Source organism: Roseomonas sp. 18066 (genome assembly GCF_902706185.1).
GTDB lineage: Bacteria > Pseudomonadota > Alphaproteobacteria > Acetobacterales > Acetobacteraceae > Pseudoroseomonas.
Map to the genome: position 1 here is coordinate 13,866 of NZ_CACSJM010000014.1, position 21,617 is coordinate 35,482.

The 21,617-nt window shown below is 72.3% G+C and carries 16 protein-coding genes and 1 pseudogene; 11 read left to right on the forward strand and 6 right to left on the reverse strand.

What is annotated here, in order from left to right; all coding sequences use genetic code 11:
• Positions 1-70 precede the first annotated feature (70 nt).
• Both GVN67_RS04725 and GVN67_RS04730 read left to right on the forward strand, forming a co-directional pair.
• Positions 71-1,891, forward strand: coding sequence for an ATP-binding protein (locus tag GVN67_RS04725; RefSeq protein WP_159993327.1), 1,821 nt, complete (start codon positions 71-73; stop codon positions 1,889-1,891).
• Positions 1,891-3,234: a sigma-54-dependent transcriptional regulator gene (locus GVN67_RS04730; protein ID WP_408906344.1), complete on the forward strand. Its 1,344-nt coding sequence runs from the start codon at positions 1,891-1,893 to the stop codon at positions 3,232-3,234. Before GVN67_RS04725 ends, GVN67_RS04730 begins: the two co-directional genes overlap by 1 nt.
• A 42-nt stretch (positions 3,235-3,276) precedes the next feature.
• On the opposite strand, the gene GVN67_RS04735 is transcribed toward GVN67_RS04730, so the two are convergent.
• The gene (locus GVN67_RS04735) at positions 3,277-4,083 is read right to left on the reverse strand and encodes a class II aldolase/adducin family protein (protein ID WP_235034952.1); all 807 of its coding nucleotides are present in this window, start codon (positions 4,081-4,083) and stop codon (positions 3,277-3,279) included.
• Positions 4,084-4,360: 277 nt separating this feature from the next.
• Between GVN67_RS04735 and GVN67_RS04740 the strand changes: the two genes are divergently transcribed.
• From GVN67_RS04740 to GVN67_RS04760, 5 genes and pseudogenes are all read left to right on the forward strand, one after another.
• Positions 4,361-6,523 carry a DUF3141 domain-containing protein gene (locus tag GVN67_RS04740; RefSeq protein ID WP_200845130.1) on the forward strand — a complete coding sequence of 721 codons (2,163 nt, stop codon included), beginning with the start codon at positions 4,361-4,363 and terminating at the stop codon, positions 6,521-6,523.
• Positions 6,510-7,484 (forward strand): annotated as a pseudogene (locus GVN67_RS04745) (phosphate acetyltransferase); the annotation flags it as partial. The gene GVN67_RS04740 and the pseudogene GVN67_RS04745, both read left to right, overlap by 14 nt.
• Positions 7,481-8,680, forward strand: a complete 1,200-nt coding sequence (locus GVN67_RS04750) for an acetate/propionate family kinase (RefSeq protein ID WP_159993381.1) — start codon at positions 7,481-7,483, stop codon at positions 8,678-8,680. The pseudogene GVN67_RS04745 and the gene GVN67_RS04750, both read left to right, overlap by 4 nt.
• Positions 8,674-9,456 carry an enoyl-ACP reductase FabI gene (gene fabI / locus GVN67_RS04755; protein WP_159993329.1) on the forward strand — a complete coding sequence of 261 codons (783 nt, stop codon included), beginning with the start codon at positions 8,674-8,676 and terminating at the stop codon, positions 9,454-9,456. The genes GVN67_RS04750 and fabI overlap by 7 nt, the downstream gene beginning before the upstream one ends.
• 48 nt (positions 9,457-9,504) lie before the next feature.
• On the forward strand, positions 9,505-11,226 hold the full coding sequence (locus tag GVN67_RS04760; RefSeq protein ID WP_159993331.1) for a GMC family oxidoreductase: 1,722 nt from the start codon (positions 9,505-9,507) through the stop codon (positions 11,224-11,226).
• On the opposite strand, the gene GVN67_RS04765 is transcribed toward GVN67_RS04760, so the two are convergent.
• Together GVN67_RS04765 and GVN67_RS04770 are read right to left on the reverse strand one after the other, a co-directional pair.
• Positions 11,223-11,864 carry a 2-dehydro-3-deoxy-6-phosphogalactonate aldolase gene (locus GVN67_RS04765; RefSeq protein WP_159993333.1) on the reverse strand — a complete coding sequence of 214 codons (642 nt, stop codon included), beginning with the start codon at positions 11,862-11,864 and terminating at the stop codon, positions 11,223-11,225. The genes GVN67_RS04760 and GVN67_RS04765 overlap by 4 nt on opposite strands.
• Complete coding sequence (locus GVN67_RS04770) at positions 11,861-12,829, reverse strand: 2-dehydro-3-deoxygalactonokinase (protein ID WP_159993335.1); 969 nt, start codon at positions 12,827-12,829, stop codon at positions 11,861-11,863. Before GVN67_RS04770 ends, GVN67_RS04765 begins: the two co-directional genes overlap by 4 nt.
• A 104-nt stretch (positions 12,830-12,933) precedes the next feature.
• Between GVN67_RS04770 and GVN67_RS04775 the strand changes: the two genes are divergently transcribed.
• The gene (locus tag GVN67_RS04775) at positions 12,934-14,025 is read left to right on the forward strand and encodes a nitronate monooxygenase family protein (protein ID WP_159993337.1); all 1,092 of its coding nucleotides are present in this window, start codon (positions 12,934-12,936) and stop codon (positions 14,023-14,025) included.
• Positions 14,026-14,093: 68 nt separating this feature from the next.
• On the opposite strand, the gene GVN67_RS04780 is transcribed toward GVN67_RS04775, so the two are convergent.
• Together GVN67_RS04780 and GVN67_RS04785 are read right to left on the reverse strand one after the other, a co-directional pair.
• Positions 14,094-14,264 carry a hypothetical protein gene (locus GVN67_RS04780; protein WP_159993339.1) on the reverse strand — a complete coding sequence of 57 codons (171 nt, stop codon included), beginning with the start codon at positions 14,262-14,264 and terminating at the stop codon, positions 14,094-14,096.
• A 165-nt stretch (positions 14,265-14,429) separates the two neighbouring features.
• The gene (locus GVN67_RS04785) at positions 14,430-16,079 is read right to left on the reverse strand and encodes a globin-coupled sensor protein (RefSeq protein WP_159993341.1); all 1,650 of its coding nucleotides are present in this window, start codon (positions 16,077-16,079) and stop codon (positions 14,430-14,432) included.
• 199 nt (positions 16,080-16,278) lie between these two features.
• On the opposite strand from GVN67_RS04785, the gene GVN67_RS04790 reads away from it, so the two are divergent.
• The 3 genes from GVN67_RS04790 to GVN67_RS04800 all read left to right on the forward strand — a co-directional run bounded on the left by GVN67_RS04790 (position 16,279) and on the right by GVN67_RS04800 (position 19,892).
• Positions 16,279-17,580, forward strand: a complete 1,302-nt coding sequence (locus tag GVN67_RS04790; RefSeq protein ID WP_159993343.1) for an MFS transporter — start codon at positions 16,279-16,281, stop codon at positions 17,578-17,580.
• Complete coding sequence (locus tag GVN67_RS29910) at positions 17,577-18,203, forward strand: YciI family protein (RefSeq protein ID WP_235034953.1); 627 nt, start codon at positions 17,577-17,579, stop codon at positions 18,201-18,203. The genes GVN67_RS04790 and GVN67_RS29910 overlap by 4 nt, the downstream gene beginning before the upstream one ends.
• A 255-nt stretch (positions 18,204-18,458) precedes the next feature.
• Entirely contained in the window at positions 18,459-19,892 is a 1,434-nt protein-coding gene (locus tag GVN67_RS04800) for a glycoside hydrolase family 108 protein (RefSeq protein ID WP_159993345.1), read from the forward strand.
• Positions 19,893-19,958: 66 nt separating this feature from the next.
• Here GVN67_RS04800 and GVN67_RS04805 read toward each other — a convergent pair whose 3' ends face one another.
• Complete coding sequence (locus GVN67_RS04805; RefSeq protein ID WP_159993347.1) at positions 19,959-21,524, reverse strand: diguanylate cyclase; 1,566 nt, start codon at positions 21,522-21,524, stop codon at positions 19,959-19,961.
• Positions 21,525-21,617 lie beyond the last annotated feature (93 nt).

Here is a 21,617-nt window from a genome sequence, read left to right on the forward strand (position 1 = left end):
CGGATTTCGGCACAGTCTCGGCGGCCTCGGTGCGGATTTTCGCCCGCATGGCCGCCTGGCGGGGCATGGCATGACCCGGCGCTGGCAGCGCCTCGGCCTGGCCCTGGCCGCCCTCGCCTTGCTGGCCGGGCTGGACCGCGCCGCCGATCTGCTGGCCACCCGCCAGGTCCTGGCCGAGCTCGAATCCGGCGCCCGGGCCACCGCCGGCCTGCATGGCGCCGTGCTCCGCGCCGAGATCGAGAAGCAGCGCAGCCTGCCGGTCATCCTGGCCCAGGACCCCGACCTGGTGCAGACCCTGCGCGACCCGACGCCCGCGCGCCTCGACGCGCTGAACCGCAAGCTGGAACGGCTGGCCGCCGCCACCCGCACCGGCGTGCTCTACGCCCTGGACCCCGCCGGCCGCTCGGTCGCCGCCAGCAACTGGCGCCAGGAGGAAAGTTTTGTCGGCATCGACTATGCTTTCCGCCCCTATTTCGGCGAGGCCTGGGCCGGCCGCCCGGCCGAGCATTTCGCCCTCGGCACCGTCAGCCACCGCCCTGGCCTGTATCTGTCGCGGCGCGTCGAGGATGCCGCCGGCCCGGTCGGCGTCATCGTCGTCAAGGCCGAGTTCAACGAGCTGGAGGAAAGCTGGGCCCGGCTGCCGGAGCCGGCGCTGGCGGTCGACGCCCGCGGCATCGTCACCGTCACCAGCATCCCCGACTGGCACTTCCGCGCCACCCTGCCGCTGACGCCAGCGCAGCGCGAGGAGATCCGCGCCAGCCTGCAATTCGGCGACCAGCCGCTGCGCGACCTGTCTTTCCGCACCATCCCGGCGACCCGCCCCGCCTTGCCCGGCCAGCCGCCGCTGCTGCGCCCGCAGGACGGCCCCTCCGGCCCCTGGCTGATGGTCGAGGAGCCGGTGCCCGGCATCGACTGGCGCCTGTCGCTCCTGGCGCCCCTCCGCCCTGCTTTGGAACCCGCCCGTGCCACCGCGCGCCTGGCCGCCCTGCTGCTGGGCCTGCTCGGCATCTTCCTGGTGGCGCTGGCCCGCCGCCGCAACCGCCGCATCACCGAGGGCCGCGCCCGGGGCGAGGCCCGCCGCGCCGCCCTGGAAGCCGAGGTCGGGCTCCGCACCGCCGAGCTGCGCGCCGCCAATGACGGCCTCCGCGCCGAGGCCGAGGAACGCCGCCGCGCCGAGGCCGCCGTCCACCGCATGCGCGACGAGCTCGGCCAGGCCAACCGCCTGGCCATCCTCGGCCAGATCACGGCGAGCGTCGCGCATGAGATCAACCAGCCGCTGGCCGCCATCCGCACCTTCGCCGACAATGCTTCCCTGCTCGTCACCCGCGGCGAGACGCCCGCGGCGGCGAAAGCCATCACCACCATCGCCGGCCTGACCGAGCGGATCGGCGCCATCACCGCGGGGCTGCGCGGCTTCGCCCGCAAGTCGACCGGCGAGATGCGCCCCGAGCCGATCCGCGGCGCCATCGACGGCGCCCTGCTGCTGCTCGGCCACCGCCTGCGCCAGAACAGCGTCGCCGTCGTGGTGACCGTCGAGGGCGACCCCGCCGTCCGCGCCGAGCGCGTCCGCCTGGAGCAGGTCCTGGTCAACCTGGTGCAGAACGCCATCGAGGCGCTGGGTGACCGCGACGACGGCCGCATCGCCATCACCGCCTCGGCCGGGGCCGGTCGCGTCCGCGTCGCGGTGCAGGACAACGGCCCCGGCCTCGACGCCACGGTGCGCGCGGCATTGTTCATGCCCTTCACCACCACCAAATCGGCGGGGCTGGGCCTCGGCCTGGTGATCTCCCGCCAGATCGCCGCCGACCTGGGCGGCACGCTGGAGGCCCCGCCGCCCGCCGCGGGATCCGTCGGCGCCCTTTTCGTGCTGGAGCTGGAGCAGGCCCCCTGATGCCGGATATGCGCGAGACCGACGTGCTTTTCGTCGATGACGACGCCATGCTGCGCGAAGCCAACCTCCAAAGCTTCGCCCTCGCCGGCCTCCAGGCCGAGGCCGCCCCCTCGGCGCTGCGCGCGCTGGAGCTGGTCGGCGACGACTTCCCCGGCGTCGTCGTCAGCGACATCCGCATGCCCGGCATGGACGGCCTGGCCCTCTTCGCCCGCCTCCGCGCCCGCGACCCGGACCTGCCCGTCATCCTGATCACCGGCCATGGCGACATCCCCATGGCGGTCGAGGCGCTGCGCCAGGGCGCCTACCACTTCCTGCCCAAGCCCTACCCTGCCGAAGCCCTGCTCGGCCCGATCCGCCATGCGCTGGAAAAGCGCCGCCTGGTGCTGGAGAACCGCCGACTGGCCCGGGCGCTCGCCATCGCCGATGCCGACGACCCGCTGCAAGGCCGCGCGCCGGCGACCGAGCGGCTGCGCGCCCTGCTGCGCCAGATCGCCGACACCGATGTCGATGTGCTGATCGAGGGCGAGACCGGCAGCGGCAAGGACGTCGCCGCCATGGCGCTGCACCGCGCCAGCCGCCGCGCCCACCGCCCCTTCGTCGCGCTCAACTGCGGCGCCCTGCCCGAGACGGTGATCGAGAGCGAGCTCTTCGGCCACGAGCCCGGCGCCTTCACCGGCGCCCAGAAACGCCGCATCGGCCGCATCGAGCATGCCGATGGCGGCACCCTGTTCCTCGACGAGATCGAGGCCATGCCGCTGGCCATGCAGGTCAAGCTGCTGCGCGTCCTCGAAAGCCGCGAGATCGCGCCCCTTGGCACCAACGAGATCCGCCGCCTCGACCTGCGCGTCGTCGCCGCCACCAAGCAGCCGCTGCCCGAGCTGGTCCGCCAGGGCCGCTTCCGCGAGGACCTCTACTATCGTCTGCACGTCGTGACGCTCCGCGTGCCGCCTTTGCGCGACCGCCGCGAGGATGTTTTTCTGCTGTTTGGCCAGTTCGTCGACAGAGCCGCGAAGCGCTTCGGCAGACCGGTGCCGCCGCTCGACGCCGCGCTGCACCGCTACCTCGCCGAGCACGACTGGCCCGGCAATATCCGCGAGCTCGCCCATTTCGCCGAGCGCGCCGCCCTGGGCCTGGCCAACATCACCAACGCCGAGCCCGCCCCCGCCGAGGAAGGCAGCCTGCCCGAACGCGTCGACGCCTTCGAGGCCCGGCTGCTGCGCGAGGCGCTGGCAACCGCCCAGGGCGACGTCCGCACAGCGCTGGAAGCGCTGAAAATCCCGCGGAAAACTTTCTACGACAAGCTTAAGCGCTACAACATAGAACCGCAGGGATACAGAAAGTAAGCGCGGGGGAAGGTATTCCCCCGCACCCCCCTTCTATTTCTGTCAGTCAAGCAAGTCTGGCTCCTGGGAGACGATCAGCTCCCACAACGGGTGGAAGCTCAGCACACCCGAATTGGGGCGGGCCACCTGCTTCGCGGTATGCGCGGCCACCTCGTGCGGGATCGGCTGCGGCGTGCCGGCCGCCTCGGCCAGCAGCTGCGCCTGCGCGGCATTGTCCATCGACAGATACCACCAGGCCGCCTCCTCGACGGAGGTCCCCACCGTCAGGAAGCCGTGATTCTTCAGGATCACCGCCTTCTGCGCGCCGAGCGAGTCCGCGATGCGATCGCCCTCCGAAGCGTCCAGCACCACGCCCGTGAAATCGTCGAACAGCGCATGGTCGTCATAGAACTTGCAGCTGTCCTGCGTCAGCGGATCCAGCTTCCGCCCCAGCGAGGCCCAGGCCTTGCCATAGGTCGAATGCGTATGCGCCGCCGCCACCACATCCGGCCGCGCCTTGTGGATCGCCGAATGAATGGCGAAGGCCGCCCGGTTCACCGGCTGGTCGCCCTCCACCACCTCGCCCGTCTCGTCGACCCGGATCAGGTCCGAGACGCGGATCAGGCCGAAATGCTTGCCCAGCGGATTGACCCAGAAGCTGTGCGGATGCTCCGGGTCGCGCGCCGTCACATGCCCCGCCAGCCCCTGGTCGAAGCCCGCGCGCGAGAACAGCCGGAAGGTCGCCGCCAGCCGCTGCTTGCGGTGCAGCCGCTCGTCCGCGATGTCGCGCGCGGGCGACCCCTCCCGCAGCAGGCTCTTGAAGCTCGGCGATCCGGCCAGACGGGGGTCGAGGCGGGTGATCTGGTTCACGCGGCATTCTCCTCTCGGCGGCGCCGATGGCAGCACGGCGCCTTTCACGCATCCAAGCGAAGATCGGGGACAGAGTCCATTCCTGAATCGCTATTTATGAATTTAACGATCAGGGACGCATAAAACCCCGTCACGCAGAATTCACGCCCCTTCGCCAGCCCCGCTGCTGCTGCGCCGCGCGCCATCGGGCCCGCCTGGGAGCGGTCCCAAGGCTTGACCCCCCTTTTTGCGCTGCAATAGGGTCGGCCCGCGCCCCCACGCAGCGACAGGATGGCCCATGACCGGCACCCTCGCCCAAGCCTCGCTCTTCTGGGCCCAGCCCTGGCTGGACGGCGCCGCCTATGCGCTGGATTCCTGGCAGCGCGGCGTGCTCTTCCTCGACACGCTGCGCCAGCGCGGCAACCAGCTGGCCGCCGAGCTGCAGAAGCCCGCGCCCACGGTGCTCAGCTTCGACGGCACGCTGGTGCTCGACGGCGCCACCCTGCCCCGCCCGGTGAACTACCGGCTGCTCCGCATCACCCCGCCCGCGGGCACCGTGATCGATGATCGGAAACGGCCCTTCGTCATCGTCGACCCGCGCGCCGGCCACGGCCCGGGCATCGGCGGCTTCAAGCCGGACAGCGAGATCGGCGTGGCGCTGCGCGCCGGCCACCCCTGCTACTTCATCGGCTTCCTGCCGCTGCCCGTCCCCGGCCAGACCATCGAGGACGTCATGCGCGCCGAGCAGGCCTTCCTCGAGGCCGTCGCCGCCGCCCATCCCGAGGCCGATGGCCGCCCCGTCGCCATCGGCAATTGCCAGGCCGGCTGGCAGCTCGCCATGGCCGCCGCGACCCGGCCGGAGATCTTCGGGCCGCTGATCCTGGCTGGCGCGCCGCTCTCCTACTGGGCCGGCGAGCGCGGCCGCAACCCAATGCGCTATTCCGGCGGGCTGCTGGGCGGCACCTGGCTGACGGCGCTGGCCGGCGACCTGGGCCACGGCCTGTTCGACGGCGCCTGGCTGGTGCAGAATTTCGAGAAGCTGAACCCGGCCAACACGCTGTGGTCCAAGCAATACGCCCTCTACGACCGCATCGACACCGAGCCCGCCCGCTATCTGGGCTTCGAGCGCTGGTGGACCCACCATGTCCTGACCAATGCCGGCGAGATGCAGGAGATCGTCGACAAGCTCTTCGTCGGCAACCGCCTGGCCACCGCCGAGCTCACCACCCGCGAGGGCGAGCGCATCGACCTGCGCAGCATCCAGGCGCCGATCCTGGTCTTCTGCTCCGAGGGCGACAACATCACGCCGCCGCCCCAGGCGCTGGGCTGGATCACCGATCTCTACGACAGCGTCGACGACATCCGCGCCGCCGGCCAGACCATCGTCTACATGATCCATCCCAGCATCGGCCATCTGGGCATCTTCGTCTCCGGCAGCATCGCCCGCCGCGAGCACGAGGAATTCGCCTCCAACATCGACTTCATCGACGTGCTGCCGCCCGGCCTCTACGAGGCGGAGATCGAGGATGGCAGCGGCCCAGGCGGCCATCTGCTGCGCTTCGCCGCGCGCGAGATCGAGGCGTTGCGCGCCATCACCCGCCCCGACCCGGAGGACGACCGCAAGTTCGCGACCGTCCGCCGCGTCTCCGAGATCAATCTGGGCCTCTATCGCCAGCTGCTGCAGCCCTGGCTGCGCGGCGCGGTGACGGCGCCGGTGGCCGAGGCGCTGCGCCAGCTGCAGCCGCTGCGCTTCCAGTACTCTTTTTTCTCTGACAGCAATCCCGCCGTCGCCGCCCTGGCGCCGCTGGCCGGGGCGGTGCGCGCCAACCGCCGCGCGGCGCCGGACGAAAACCCCTGGCGCCAGGCCGAGCACGCGACCTCGGCCTGGATCGAGGCGGTGCTGATGCTGGCCGGGGCCAGCCGCGACCACGGCCAGGAAAACCTGTTCCACGCGATCTATGGCCAGCCTTTGCTGCAGGCGCTGGTCGGGCTCGGCGCCGGCGACGGGCCGGTGCGCCGCCGCCCGGCCACCGAGCCGGCGCAGCAGGCCTTCCGCGCCGCCCGCATCGCCGAGCTGCGCGGCCGCATCGCCGGGGGCGGCCCGCGCGCCGCCTTCCTGCGCCTGGTCGCCTTCATCGGCCTGGCCGAGCGCCGCGCCGACGAGCGCAGCTTCACCGTGCTGCGTGCCCTGTGGCGCAGCCATGGCGGCGAGGACCTCGCCGCCTTCAAGGCGCTGCTGCGCGAGCAGTTCCTGATGCTGCGCCTGGACCGCGCGGCGGCGCTGGCGGCACTGCCCGCCATGCTGGGCGACCTGCCGCGTGAGGCCATCCCCGCCTTCGCCGACGCGCTGCGCCAGGTGGCAACCGCCGCGCCGCTGAACCCCGCCGCCGCCGCCCGCCTGGCCGAGATCGAGGCCCGGCTGGCGGTGCTCGCCGGCGGCACGCTGCAGCCGGCCTCCTGACATGACCGACATGCCCCCGCCCCGCGCCAAGGCGCATCCGCATTACGACGCGCTGATCGCCCTCTGCGCCGGGGTCGAGCCGCTGTCCTGCGCCGTGGTCCATCCTTGCGACGCCGCCGCCATGACCGGCGTCGCCGAGGCGGTCCGCCAGGGGCTGATCACCCCCATCCTGGTCGGACCGCTGGAAAAGATCCGCGCCGCGGCGGCGGGGATCGGCTTCGACATCGCCGCCTTCGAGACGATCGACGCGCCGCACAGCCACGCCGCGGCCGAATATGCCGTCCGCCTGGTGCGCGAGAACCGCGCGCACCTGCTGATGAAGGGCAGCCTGCACACCGACGAGCTGATGGGCGCCGTCGTCGCCCGCGAAGGCGGGCTGCGCACCGAGCGCCGCATCAGCCATGTCTTCATCATGGACGTGCCCGACTATCCGCGGCCGCTGTTCATCACCGACGCCGCCATCAACATCGCCCCCGACCTGGCGACCAAGGCCGACATTATTTCAAATGCCATCGACCTGCATCACGGGCTCGGCCTCGGCATCCCGCGGGTGGCGATCCTGTCGGCGATGGAGACGGTGAACCCGAAGCTGCCCGGCACCATCGAGGCAGCCGCGCTCTGCAAGATGGCCGATCGTGGCCAGATCCAGGGCGGCATCCTCGACGGCCCGCTGGCACTGGACAATGCTGTCAGCCTGGAAGCCGCAAAGATCAAGGGAATCCGCTCCGAGGTCGCCGGCCGGGCGCAGATCCTGGTGGTCCCCGACCTCGAGGCCGGCAATATGCTCGCCAAGAACCTGACCTTCCTGGCCGGGGCCGATGCCGCGGGCATCGTGCTCGGAGCGCGGGTGCCGATCGTGCTGACCAGCCGGGCGGATTCCTCGCGCACGCGGCTGGCCTCGACCGCCGTTGCTCTGCTTTACGCCCGGCATCTTTTATTGAAGCGCCCGGTCTCCGCATGAACGGAGAAAAAATCCTGGTGCTGAACGCGGGCAGCTCCAGCCTGAAGTTCCAGCTCTATGACGTGGGTCCAGGCGACACCCTGTCGCGCCGCTTCAAGGGGCTGATCGGCGGCATCGGCACGCCGCATGGCCGGCTGCAGGTGGTCGATGGCGCCGATGCGACCCTCGCCGACGAGCGCCCCAACCCGGCGCGGCTGGCGGATGTCGAGACGGCGCAGGCGCTGCTCGGCGAATGGTATCTCGACCATGCCGGCGCGCCGCCCAGCGCCGTCGGCCACCGCGTCGTGCATGGCGGCACGGAGTTCACCGCGCCCGTCCGCGTGGATGCGGCGATGCTGGCGCGGCTGGAGGCGCTGACCCCGCTGGCGCCCTTGCACCAGCCAGCCAACCTGGCGCCGATCCGCTCGATCCTGGCGCGCCGCCCGGACCTGCCGCAGGTCGCCTGCTTCGACACGTCGTTCCATCGCAGCCACGGGCCTTTGGCGGAACGCTTTGCCATTCCCGAAGCGCTCTATGCCCAGGGCGTCCGGCGCTACGGCTTCCACGGCCTGTCCTACGAATACATCGCCGGGCATCTCGCCGATCTCGACCCGTCGCTGCCGTCGGCCCGCGTCGTCGTGCTGCATCTCGGCAGCGGCATGTCGGCCTGCGCCCTGCGCGATGGCAAAAGCGTCGACAGCAGCATGGGATTCACCGCGCTCGACGGGCTGCCGATGGGCACGCGGCCGGGGGCGCTGGACCCCGGCGTGGTGCTCTATCTCGCCGAGCAGGGCATGGCGCCGGCCGAGATCGAGCACCTGCTCTACCATGATTGCGGGCTGAAGGGCCTGTCGAGCATCAGCGGCGATGTCCGCGACCTGCTGGGCAGCGACGCGCCGGCGGCGAAGCTCGCCCTCGACTTCCTGGCCTATCGCGCCGCCGGCACCATCGCCCAGCTGGGCAGCGCGCTGGGCGGGCTGGACGCCGTGGTCTTCACCGCCGGCGTCGGCGAGAATGCCGCGCCGATCCGGGCCGCCATCGCCGAACGCTGCGCCTGGCTGGGGCTGGCGCTGGACCCCGCGCGCAACGACGCCCAGGGCCCGCGGATCAGCGCCGAGGGCAGCCGCGTCTCCGCCTGGGTGCTGCCGACCAACGAGGAACGCATGATCGCCCGCCACACCCTGGACCTGCTGCGCGGGAGGAAGACGGCATGGTGACGCCCCTCGCTTTGCCGAGCCTGGAAGGCAAGCGCGGGCTGGTGACAGGCATCGCCAACGACCAGTCGATCGCCTGGGGCTGCGCCCGCGCCTTCCGCAGCCTGGGCGCCGAGCTGGCGGTGACCTATCTCAACGACAAGGCGCGGCCTTATGTCGAGCCGCTGGCGGCGGAGGTCGAAGCCTCCCTGCTGATGCCGCTGGATTTGCGCGTCGAAGGCCAGCTCGAAGCGGTCTTCGCGGCACTGGAAGAAAAGTGGGGAAAGCTGGATTTCCTGCTGCATTCCATCGCCTTCGCCCCGCGCGACGATTTGCAGGGCCGCGTCACCGACTGCTCGCGCGACGGCTTCCTGCAGGCGATGGATATTTCCTGCTGGTCCTTCATCCGCATGGCGAAGCTGGCCGAGCCGCTGATGCGCGATGGCGGCGCCCTGTTCTGCATGAGCTATTACGGCGCCTCGATGGTGGTCGAGCACTACAACATGATGGGCCCGGTCAAGGCCGCCCTCGAATCCGCCACCCGCTACCTGGCGACCGAGCTCGGGCCGCAGGGCATCCGGGTGCATGCCATCTCGCCCGGGCCGCTGAAGACGCGGGCCGCCTCCGGCATCCCGGAATTCGACGCCCTGCTGGCCCGCGCCGAGGCCAAGGCCCCGGCCCGGGCCTTGGTCTCAATCGAGGATGTCGGCCTGGCCACCGCCTATCTGGCCACCGACGCCGCCCGGCTGATCACCGGCCAGACGCTGTTCATCGACGGCGGCTACCACATCGTCGATTGAGCGATGCCTCCCCCGGGCCTAGCCTGACCGGATTCGGGGGAGATCGTGATGTCCGCTGCGCCGCTGCTGGGAAATTTCGACACCGTCATCCTGGGTGGTGGCTCGGCCGGCTGCGTGCTGGCGACGCGGCTGTCGGAGGATGCCGGCCGCCGCATCCTGCTGGTCGAGGCCGGGCGCGACCTGCGCCCCGGCGCGGTGCCGGCCTCCATCGCCTCGCCCTATCCCGGCCGGGCGTATTTCGACCCGGACAACACCTGGCCCGGGCTTCGCGCCAGCATGGGCCGCGCGCCGGGCAATGCCGGCCAGGCCACCATCCGCCCCTATGAGCAGGCGCGGCTGCTGGGCGGCGGGTCCTCGATCAACGGCATCGGCGCCAATCGCGGCGCGCCCTCGGACTATGCCGAATGGGAGGCGATGGGCGCCGCCGGCTGGGGCTTTTCCGATGTCCTGCCATATTTCCGCAAGCTGGAAACCGATCTCGACCATGGCGAGGACGGCGCGCTGCATGGCGGCAGCGGGCCCCTGCCGATCCAGCGCATTCCGCGGCGCCTGCATTCCGGCTTCGCCCAGGCCGCCGAGGCGGCGATGGTGGCGCAGGGTTTCGCCGCCCATGACGACCAGAACGGCGTCTGGGAGGACGGTGTCTTCCCCATCACCGTCAATCTGGACCGCGCAGGCGCCCGCGCCTCGGTGGCCACCGCCTATCTGACCGAGGCCGTTCGCGCCCGGCCGAACCTGACGGTCTGGACCGGGGCCACCGTGCTGCGCCTGCTGTTCGAAGGCCGCCGCGCGACCGGCGCGCTGCTGCGCCGCGATGGGGCCGAGGGGATGGTGACGGCGCCGCTGGTCATCCTCTCCGCCGGGGCGCTGCACTCCCCGGCGGTGCTGCTGCGCAGCGGCATCGGGCCGGGGGCGGAGCTGCAGCGCCTGGGCATCGCCCCGGTCGCCGCCCGCGCCGGCGTCGGGCGCAACCTGCTGGAGCATCCCTCCATCGGGCTCTCCGCCTTCATCGCGCCCGCGGCGCGGCTGGCGGCGGGCGACCGCTACCACATCCAATCGATCCTGCGCTGGTCCTCGGGGATGGAGGGCGTCGCACCCGGCGACATGCACACCGCGGTCAATACCCGCTCCGGCTGGCATGCGGTCGGGCATCGCATCGCGACGCTCTTCTCCTGGGTCAACAAGTCCTATTCGCAGGGGCGCGTTTCGCTGACGTCGCCCGGTGCCGACACGCCGCCCGATGTCGATTTCAACCTGCTGTCGGACGAACGCGACCTGACCCGGCTGGCCCAGGCTTTCCTTCTCGCGGCCCGGGTGCTGGACGCGCCGGAACTGTCGGGCGTGGTGGTCGAAAAATTCCCCTCCACCTATTCGGAGGAAGTGAAAAGATTGCTGCGGCCGACGAAGCGCAACGGCTTCCTGACCGCCATCGCCGGGCCGCTGATGGACCGCAGCGCGCTGGTCCGCGGCCGCATCCTCGGCATGGCGCAGCAGGGCATCGCGCCGCTGGAGACGCTCTGCGCCGACCCGGCCGCGCTGGAGAAGCACCTGCGCCAGCATGTCGGCGGCGTCTGGCACCCCTGCGGCACCTGCCGCATGGGCGCCGCGGACGACGCCATGGCCGTCTGCGACGCCGAAGGCCGCGTCATCGGCGTCGAGGGGCTGATGGTCGCCGATGCCTCGATCATGCCGAGCATCCCCTGCGCCAACCTCAACGTCCCGGTGATCATGATCGCCGAGAAGCTGGCCGATGCGGTGAAGCGCGGCTAGCCGGCCTTCCAGGCGGCGACGAAGGCCTCGGCATTGGCGGTGAGCTCCGCCAGCGTCATCCCCGGCTTGTAGAGGGCGGAACCCAGCCCGAAGCCGGCCACGCCCACCGCGCGGAACGGCCCCATGGTGGTGGGCGAAATGCCGCCCACCGGCAGCAGCCTTGTCCCCTTGGGCAGCACCGCCAGCATCGCTTTCACCACCGGCGGCCCGACCATCTCGGCCGGGAAGATCTTCAGCGCGACCGCCCGCGCGGCGAGGGCAGCGAAGGCTTCGGTCGGCGTGGCGATGCCGGGCACGCAGAGCAAGCCGGCCGTCGCCGCGGCGCCGATCACCGCCGTGTCGGCATGCGGCATCACCACCAGCTCGGCGCCGATTTTTTTCAGCTCCTCGACATCGGCGACGCGCAGCACCGTGCCGGCGCCGACCAGCGCATCCTGCGGCAAGGCGCGGCGGATGGCGGCGATGCTGGCGAAGGGGTCGGGCGAATTCAGCGGCACCTCGATCAGCCGGAAGCCGGCGGCGTAAAGGGCCTCGGCCGCCGGCACCGCCTCGGCGGGGGTCAACCCGCGCAGGATGGCGACCAGCGGCAGCTGCGCCATGGCCGCATCGAGCCGGGCCAGCAGAGCGAGAGGGGTCATGGCGTCGCCTTTCGCGCGGTGGCCAGCAACCCGGCCGCCCGGGCAAAGTGAAACAGTCCGGAGGGCGCGGTGTTGCCCAGCCGCAGCGGCGCGGGCGCGCCCAGCGCGGCCAGCCCCGCGGCATAGCGGTCGCACAGCGCCGGGTCGCCGATCAGCGCCAGCGCGGTGTCACGTCCGGCCTCGGCCAGGCCGGAGACCAGCTCATGCCCGATCAGCAGGCCTGAGAGAAAATCCTTGAGCACGGCGGGCGCCATCTGCCGGGTCAGCCCCAGGCTGCGGGCGGCAAAGATCTGCCGCGACAGGTCGCCCGGGCGGCTGTCGCGTGCCAGCTGCAGCCCGCGGGCGAAGGCGGCGGCGACCTCGTCCGGATGGCCTTCCTCGCCGGCCGGCATCAGCCGGCCGAGCAAAGAGTGCTGGCGCAGCACGGCGAACAGCTCGCCGGTCATGTAGGTGGAAAAACGGGTGATGCGGCCGCCCTCCACCGCCACCCATTTCGAATGCGTCCCCGGCATCAGGAAATGACCGCGCGCCGCCAGGCCAGGCTGCTGGGCCAGGGCGCCGGCGATCTGGATCTCCTCGCCACGGATCACGTCGGGGGTGCCGCCGGGCGGGTCGGCCAGCACGCCGGGGGCGATCCACAGCTCGACGCCCTGGCGGGTGGTCAGGCTGACCGCCTGGGCGGCCAGCCCCTGCAGATCGGCCGGGCAGGCGACATAGGGGGCCTCGCGCCAGCCCTGGGCGCTGCCGACCATGCCGCCGGCCACCGCCGGCAGGGTCGGGTCGGCCTGCAGCCAGGCGCCGCACAGCGCCTCGAAGGCCAGGTCGAAGCCCTCCGGCCCCGGGGCGGGCAGGTTGGTGATGCCATGCGGGCTGGCACGGCTGTCCAGCACGGCGCCGCCGGCATCCATCAGGAAGCCACGCAGGCTCGAGGTGCCCCAGTCCAGGGCGATCAGCGCAGGCGTCATCGGTCTCGTTGCCCTCCCGCAACACGCCTAGGGCGCGCGGCCAGGGGCTGTCAAACGCGACCTTCCGCGCCAATCTGCGACAGGTCACACGAAGGAACAGAAGAATGTGGAAGGACCGCCGGCTGCTGGAGCTGTTCGGCATCACCCAGCCGATCCTGCTGGCGCCGATGGCCGGGCCCGGCCTGGCGCCGCTGGCGATCGGCGTGGCCGAGGGCGGCGGCCTGCCCGCGCTGCCCTGCGCCCTGCTCACCCTGCCCCAGGTCGAGGCCGAATTCCTGGCCGTTCGCGCCCGGCATGCGGGGCCGTTGAACCTGAATTTCTTCTGCCACGTGCCGCCGGTTTTCGACGCAGCGCGGGAGCAGGCCTGGCGCGCCCGGCTGGCGCCCTACTTCGCGGAGCTCGGCCTGCCGCCGGACACGCCGATCCCGGCCAGCAACCGCGCCCCCTTCGACGCCGAGGCCTGCGCGCTGGTGGAGACGCTGCGGCCCTCGGTGGTCAGCTTCCATTTCGGCCTGCCCGAGGCGGCGCTGCTGGCGCGGGTGAAGGCGACGGGGGCCAGGGTCATCGCCTCGGCCACCACCGTCGCCGAGGCGCGCTTCCTGGAAGCCCAGGGGTGCGACGCCATCATCGCCCAGGGCGCCGAGGCCGGCGGCCATCGCGGCGTTTTCCTCGCCGATGACCCGGTGGCGGCGGTGGCCAGCCAGCCAACGACCCTGGCGCTGGTGCCGCAGGTGGTGGATGCGGTCTCGGTGCCGGTGATCGCGGCGGGGGGCATCGCCGATGGGCGCGGGCTGGTCGCGGCCCTCGCCCTCGGGGCGGCGGGGGTCCAGATCGGCACCGCCTTCCTGCACACGCCGGAGGCCCGGGTCCCGGCGCCGCACCGCGCCGCGCTGCGCGAGGCGGCGGATGACCAGACGGCGCTGACCAACCTGTTCACCGGCCGCCCGGCGCGCGGCATCCTGAACCGGCTCATGCGCGAGCACGGGCCGTTGCAGCCCGCCGCCCCGGCCTTTCCGCTGGCCGGCGGCGCGCTGACGCCGCTGCGGGGCGCCAGCGAGCCGCAAGGGTCGGGGGATTTCATGTCGCTCTGGGCCGGCCAGGCCTTCCGGCTGGGGCGGGCGATGCCGGCGGCCGCGCTGACAAAGACCATCGCGGCGGAGGCCCAGGCGCTGCTGCAGCGCCTGTCGGTCAGCTAGGAAACAGCGGGCGGGCGGCCCGGTTCAGGGGCCGCCCGCCCGCCCATCGAAGGGGGCTTCTGCCCGCCTCAGGACGCCATGAAGCCGGAAAGCTTCTCGAAGGAGACGGCCGGGGCCTGGCTCTCCTCGGCAGGCTGGTCCTGCTCGGCCGGGCGGGGCGCCGCGGCCTGGTGGGTCTGGCTGTCGCGCCGCGATTCCTCGGCACGGTCCCGACGGTCGGCATGGGTGGCGTTGGCCATGGCACTTGCTCCGCGGTTGTTGTCGCGGAAGTTAGGCATCCCGCCGGCAATCGCCAGTCCGCATGTTGCGGCGCAGCACTGCGTGTGGCGCGCGGCTCCTACGTAATCTTCATGCGGCTTTCAGCGATTCGCCACATGACCCGGCCGTCATTCCGCCATGTTTGGTCAGGCGGCCTTCATCCGACCGAGCAGGTCGCCCAGCTGCTGCAGCTGCCGCTCGCTCGGCATCAGCCGCAGCACCATGGCGCCGCCGCGCAGCCCGACGCAGGAGACGGGGATATCCAGCCCCTCGACCTGCAGCCTGCCCTGCATGCCGGCGGCGGCGTCGCGGGCGCCGGTGACCAGGGCGCCATTGTCGGAAAGATTGGTGACACGCACCGCCTCCCCGGCGCCGCCCCCCCCGGCCAGCAGCAGCCGCCCGGACAGGTCGACATCGACGCGGTCGCCCTTGCGCCGGTCGACGCTCTTGGTCGAGGTGCGGACGACGCGGATCACCGTCTGGCGCAGCTGGCGCACCGCCTCGTCCAGCACGCTGGCGGTCTTGCGCACGGTGTCGGATTGGCGGTCGGCCTCGGCGGCGGCGGCGCGCACATCGTCGGTGCGCTGCGACATGCGGCTGGCAGCGCTCGCCGTCTCGCTGACGCTGCGGGCAATGGCGGAGGTGGCGCTGCCTTGCGCCTCCACCGCGGCGGCGACGGCCGAGGTGGTGGTGTCGATCTCGCCGATCAGGCCGACGACCTGGCTGACCTCGTCGGCGGCCAGCTGCGTCGCCTGGCGGACAGCGGCGATCTGCCGGGTGATATCGGCGGTCGATTGCGCCGTCTGCGTCGCCAGCTGCTTCACCTCGCCGGCGACGACGGCAAAACCCTTGCCGGCATCGCCGGCGCGGGCGGCCTCAATCGTCGCGTTCAGGGCCAGGAGATTCGTCCGCGCGGCAATGTCAGCAATGATCTCGGCGATCTTGCCGATCTGCGCGGCCTGCTGCGACATCGCCTCGATGCTGGTGCGGGCGCCGCGGCCGGCGACCACCGCGCGCTGCGCCGAGGCGGTGCTGCCGCTGACCTGGCGGACGATCTGGTGGATCGAGCTGGTCAGCTGGTCGGCGGCGGAGGCCACCGTCTCCGCGGTCAGCCGGGTCTGCAGGGCGGCCTCGGCGGCCTCCCCGGCATTCTGGCCGGTGCGCGCGGCGGTGGAGGCCATCGCCTTGGCGGTGCCGGACATGTCGCCGGTCAGCTGGCTGACCTTCTCCACCGCGATCCCGGCCTCGCGCTCGATCGCCTCCGCCATGTTGTTCAGCGCGGCGGCGCGGCTGCGCTGCTCGGCGGCGGCATAGACCTCCAGCAGCAGCTCCAGGTCGAACCAGGCGCCCTTGTTCAGCGCGCTGCGGATGGCGTCCGCGTTGCGCGGGCCGCCGCGGCCGAAAAGGCCGCCCTTGGCCCGGGCGCCGTCGCCGATGCCAAGGTCGCGCAGGATGCCGTTCATCACCGAGGAGTGGCAGATGGCCACCGCATAGCCCGGCACGCCGTTGTCGTAGAACAGCGAGGCCAGGGTCTGCGCCGAGTCGGTGAAGCCCGGCCCCACGTCGCCGCTGACCACCCGGCACCAATGGGCGACGCGGGCACGGTGCACATCGGCCTTGGTCAGCGCCGCCTGGATCTCCGGCCAGCCGGCGAATTCGACATGCAGCTCCTGCAGCAGGTCGGGCAGGCGCGAGCGGGCGTAATCCGCCATGCCCTTCAGCACCGCCACATCCTCGGCCGTCACCTTGAAGGTCGCCAGCCGCTTTTCCAGCTCGCCGTCATTGCGGAGGGGCATGGGGTCCTCGACTGCCACTGTCCGGCGCAGCATGGCGCAAGAGATTCAACAAGCCGTGAAAGTCTGCGATCCGCGCCGGGCTGAACTGCGCGCGCCGGCACGGGGCTCGGCTTGGCAGGGGGCGGGGGCTCGGCCATGCTGGCGCCGCCGCCGGGGGCCCCTGCCGCCGGCGGCGGGATGGGAACACCAGAAATTGCCAGTGCCTTCAAGCTCCAGGGATCAACCCGGGGCTGATCCGGAACCCCGTGGCGGGCGGCCCCAGGGCCTGCCCCTCTGGGTCAGCGCGCTGACCGCGACGCTCTTCGTCCAGACCGTCAGCTCCTTCAGCAGCATGGCCCTGCCGCTGCTCGGACCGCCGCTGATGGCGCGCAGCGGCCTGTCGCCGGAAAGCATCGGCTATGTCTCGGCGCTGACCTCGGGCGGCATCTCCTGGTTCCTGGCCTGCGGCGGGCCGATGCTCGGGCATTTCGGCGCGGTGCGCAGCCTGCAGATCGGCCTGGCCTGCATGGCCGCCGGCCTGCTGCTGATGGCCCAGCCCGTCGGGCTGGTGGCGCTGCTGGGCGCGCTGGCCATCGGCTTCGGCTGCGGGCCGAACACGCCGGCGGGCAGCCAGATCCTGATCCGCACGGCGCCGGCCCGGCACCGGACGCTGATCTTCTCGATCAAGCAGGCCGGCGTGCCGCTGGGCGGCGCGCTCGCGGGCCTCGCCATCGCGCCGCTGGTGCAGCATCACGGGCTGCAGGCGGCGCTCTGGACCATCACCGGCGTCACCCTGGTCTCGATCCTGCTGGTGCAGCCCTTCCGCCGCCGGCTCGACGCGCCGGCCGGCACCACGCCAGCCCCGGCACCCACGGCAAGCTGGGGGCGGGCGCTGTTCTCGCCGCGGGTCTTCGCCCGCTCGCTCGGCGTGCTGCGCTCGCATCCCTCGCTGCCGCTGCTGACCGCGCTCGGCGCCTCGTACTCGACGATGCAGGCCTGCCTGATGGCCTTCACCGCCACCTATGCCATCACCCGCCACGGCGCGACGCTGGCCGAGGCCGGCGGCATCGTCGCCGTGATGCAGTTCAGCAGCATGATCGGCCGGGTGCTGATGGGCTGGGTCGCCGACCGCCGTGGCCGGGCGCTGCGCCACCTGGCGCTGCAGGCGCTGGCCTCGGCCGCGGCCGTGGCCCTGCTGCTGGTGGCCGGCGGCGCCGGGGGCCTTGCCCTCTACGCCTGCGCGGCGCTCGTCGGCTTCACCGCCATCGGCTGGAACGGGGTGCATATCGCCGAGCTGGCGCGCGTCGCCCCGCTGCCGCTGGTCAGCGACGTCACCTCGGCGGCCAGCCTGTTCGGCTTCCTGGGCTCGATCACCGGGCCGCTGGCCTTCGCCTGGCTGGTCGGCTGGAGCGGCAGCTACGAGCTCGCCTTCCTCGCCGCCGCCCTGCAGCTGGCGCTGTTCGGCGCGATCAGCTTTCTTGTGCTGCGCCGCGACACGACGGCGAAGGGAGACGATCGATGACCGAATGCCGTCTGGTCCTGGCGCGCGGGGCGGCCGATGCGGCGGCGCGCATCGGCGAGCATCGCGCGGCCCACCTGGCGCTGATCGAGCCGATGGCGGCCTCGGGCGCGCTGATCCTGGGCATCCCGCTGATGGGCGAGGGCGCCGGCTACCAGGGCTCGTTGATGCTGGTCGCGACCGAGGCGCTGGACGGCTACCTGGCCGCCGAGCCCTTCCTGCGGCACGGCATCTGGGCCAGCCACGTGGTGCACCGCTTCCGCATCGCCCCGCTGCCCTACCGCCCGCTGCCCAAGGGCCCGGCGCCGGCGCAGCCGAGCCATGCGGTGGCCATCGCCTTCGACGGCAGCGATGCCGAGGCCCCGGCCCGCCGCCTGGCGGTGCGGGAGGCGCATCTGGCGCGCGTCCGCCCGGCCGCCGAGGAAGGGCTGCTGACTGTCGGCGGCGCCATCCTGGACGCGGCCGGCGGCATGGCCGGCTCGGTCGCCATCACCCGCCATGCGAGCCTGGCCGAGGCGCAGCGCTGGTGGGCGACCGATCCCTATCTGACCGGCGGCGTCTGGAGCCGGGTGGAATGGCATGCCAGCCGCTTCGCGCCGCTGCCCTACCGGCCGCTGCCGGGCTGAGCCTCTGGGGTGAGCTGGCTTCGGAAGAACGAGGCCAACTCACCCTCGCTCTTTGCTTGATCGCGTGATCAAGGCTTCTCGGTGATTCCCCCTGAAGCCATCACGCTCTAAAGCCGCGACCCGGATCAATATTGGGAAGAATATACCCCGGGCGCAATTCACAAAAAACCGTGCTGACGCTTGTCCGTTATTTAATGGAAACGGTTTGCCACCCTCCCCTAGCGTCGCCCGGCGAGGCGGGGGGGGAGACAGATCATGGCCGAGTGGACCGACATCGCGCGGGTGGTGGCGCCGACGGTGGCGACCGGGCTGTTCGGCCCGGCGGGGGGGATGGTGGCCTCGGTGGTGGCCGGCTTCCTGTTCCCCGACGAGCCCGACAAGCAGGCCAAGGCCACCCCCGCCAGCGTCGCCGAGCGCATCGCCCGCATCACCGACCCGGCCGACATGACCCGGCTGCGCGAGGCCGAGCTGGCGCTGCGCAAGTTCGAGGCCGACAACGAGTTCCGCTTCGCCGACATGGCGCAGCGCGACATGGCCGATGCCCGCTCGCGCCAGGCCGCCGCCTATGCCGCCGGCAGCAACACCGCCGACCGGCTGGCCTGGGCGGTGCTCGCCTCCTTCACCGTGGTGGCGCTGCTGACGCTGACCGTGGTCGTCGCCATGGTCACCGGCGGGCTGCGCACCGCCGGGGTCGACGCGCAGACCTGGGTCGCCGTCTCCGGCTTCGTCGGCGCCATCCTCGGCTATTTCTCGGCCAATGCGCAGCAGGTGGTCAGCTTCTATTTCGGCTCCTCCGCCGGCTCGAAGGAGAAGTCGGAGCTGCTGCAGACCCAGGCGACCAACGCCATCAGCCAACTCGGCCAGATCCAGCGCCAGTCGCCGCCGCCCCCCGCCCCGATGGCGCCGCAGCCGATGACCGGGCCCACCGGCCTCGCCGCGCGGGTGGAGACGCCGGACGGCACCGTGGTGGAGACCGCCGCCGTCGGCATGCAGCCTGCCGCCGCGCCAGCTTCGATGCCGGCAGCCCCGATGCCGGCAGCACCAATGCCGGCAGTCCCGGCGCCGGCGACCAGGCCCGCCGGCATCTCGGCCTCCTTATCGGCGGGCACCCCCCACCCGTCGCCCCCCGCCTTTGCGTCCTCGGCGCCGGCGGGCGCGCGCTGGCAGGCCTGCGCCGACTTCGTGCTGCTGCGCGAGGGCGGCGAGGTGAACCACCCGGCCGATCGCGGCGGCCACACCAACCGCGGCATCACCCGCGACACGCTGTCGGCCTGGCTGCGTCGCCCGGCCACGCCCGAGGAGCTGTCGTCGCTCACCGAGGACGCCGCGCTGGAAATCTACCAGGCCGAATACTGGAAGAAGGCGCATTGCCCGGAATTGCCGGCCGGCGTCGATCTCTGCGTCTTCGACACCGCCGTGCTGCGCGGGCCGGGCGCCGCGATCCGCATGCTGCAGCAGGCGGCCGGGCTGCGGGGCCGCGACGTCGATGGCGACTTCGGCCGCGCCACCGCCGCCGCCGTCGCCGCCTGCGCGCCCGCGGCGCTCGTCAGCGCGCTCTGCGACGCGCGCGAGGCCTTCCACCGCCAGCGCGTCGTCGACGAGCCCAGCCAGGAGGTCTTCCTGCGCGGCTGGCTGAACCGGGTGGCGGCGCTGCGGCCGAAGGCGCTGGCCATGGCAGCGGGGCGGTAGAGCGTGATGGCTTGAGGTGGCATCACCGAGAAGCCTGAATCACGCGATCAGAGAACGTGCTCCGGCTCAGGCGACGCTGCGCGCCTCGATGCGGTCGCGGCCGGCGGCCTTGGCGCGGTACAGCGCGCGGTCGGCGGCCTCGACCAGCTGCAGCGCATCCTCCGGCCCCGGCTCCTGCAGCCGCGGATCGGCGGTGGCCAGGCCGATGCTGAGGCTGAGCAGGCCGCTCGGGCTGCCGGCATGCGGCATGGCCAGCCGCCCCACCGCCGCCTGCAGCGCGCGGGCGACGCTGCGGGCGCCGGCGGCGTCCGTCTCCGGCATCAACAGACAAAACTCCTCGCCGCCATAGCGGGCGGCCTGGTCGCGCGGGCGGCGGGCGATGTCCAGCAGCAGGCCGGCCACCGCCCGCAGCGCCTGGTCGCCGTCGGTATGGCCGTAGAAATCGTTGAATTGCTTGAACCAGTCGAGGTCGATCATCATGAAGCTGATCGGCCGGCCGTTGCGCCGCGCGGCGCGCCATTCACGCTCCAGCGCCTGGTCCATGGCGCGGCGGTTGGCCAGCCCGGTCAGCGCGTCGGTCACTGCGAGCGCAGCGAGGGCCGCCTCCAGCCGGCTGCGCCGGGTCAGCTCGCGCTGGAACAGGAAGGTCAGCACCACCACGGCGCCGCAGAGCAGCAGGCTCAGCGCCGCCAGGATCGCCGCCTTGCGCAGCCAGGGCTGCATGATCTCGCGCGTCGACAGCGCGGCGTCGAGGATCAGCGGCAGCCCCTCGGGCCGGGTGAAGGCATAGAGCTTCAGGCTGCCATCGATCGCCGAGGAGCCGGTGAAGACGCCCTCCCGCTCGGCCTTGATCCGCTCGAAGGTCGGCGTGCCGCCGAGGCTGAGCGGCGCGCCGCCCGGCAGCGGCGGCTGGCGCACCAGGATGCTGCCATCGAGGGCGAAGAGGTTCAGCGAGCTGTTCTCGGCCAGCGCGATGCCGGCCAGCCGCTGCTGCACCGCGCTCAGCGACAGGGTGGCGGCGACGACGCCGCGGAAGCTGCCATCGGCCCCCTGCAGCCGGCGGCTGATGGCGATGCTGGTGGCGCCGTCATGCAGCCGGTTGGGGAAGGGCTGGCTCAGGAACAGCCCGGCATCGGCGGCGGCGCGATGGACCTGGAAGAAATCGCGCTCGGCGACGTTCAGCCGGCGCACCGCGATGCCGTTGGAATCGGCGACGGCCTCGCCGGCGGCATCGAAGACCATGATGCTGTGCAGATAGGGCGAGCGCGCCGAGCGGTCGAAGAGGATCAGGTAGCGGACATCGTCGGGGTAGTCCCAGAGATGTGGCAGGGCCAGGCCGTCGGCGACGCCCTGCATGGCGGCCTCGACCAGGCGGATATTGCCGCCGATGTCGCGGCCGAGGGCGGCGATGACGTTGCGGGCGCCGATCTCGGCGCTGTCCCAGGCATCCTGGCGCGACTGCCACAGGCTGGCGCCGATCACCCCCATGACGCCGAGCGCGATGCCGAGGGCGAGCAGGTTCAGCCGGCGCCCGAACCGGGCCGGGCTGCCCGCCTCGCGCTCCACCTGCTCCAGCACCATGCCGCGCCCGATCGTCCTGTTCCGCCGCCGGCCCTGGTCAAGCCGGCCCATCCCGCGGCCCCCATAGCCGCCGATTGATAGCGGTATATGAACGGATGGGTCCCGGACGCCAGCGCCGCCGCCCGCAAAACGGCGACGGGACCG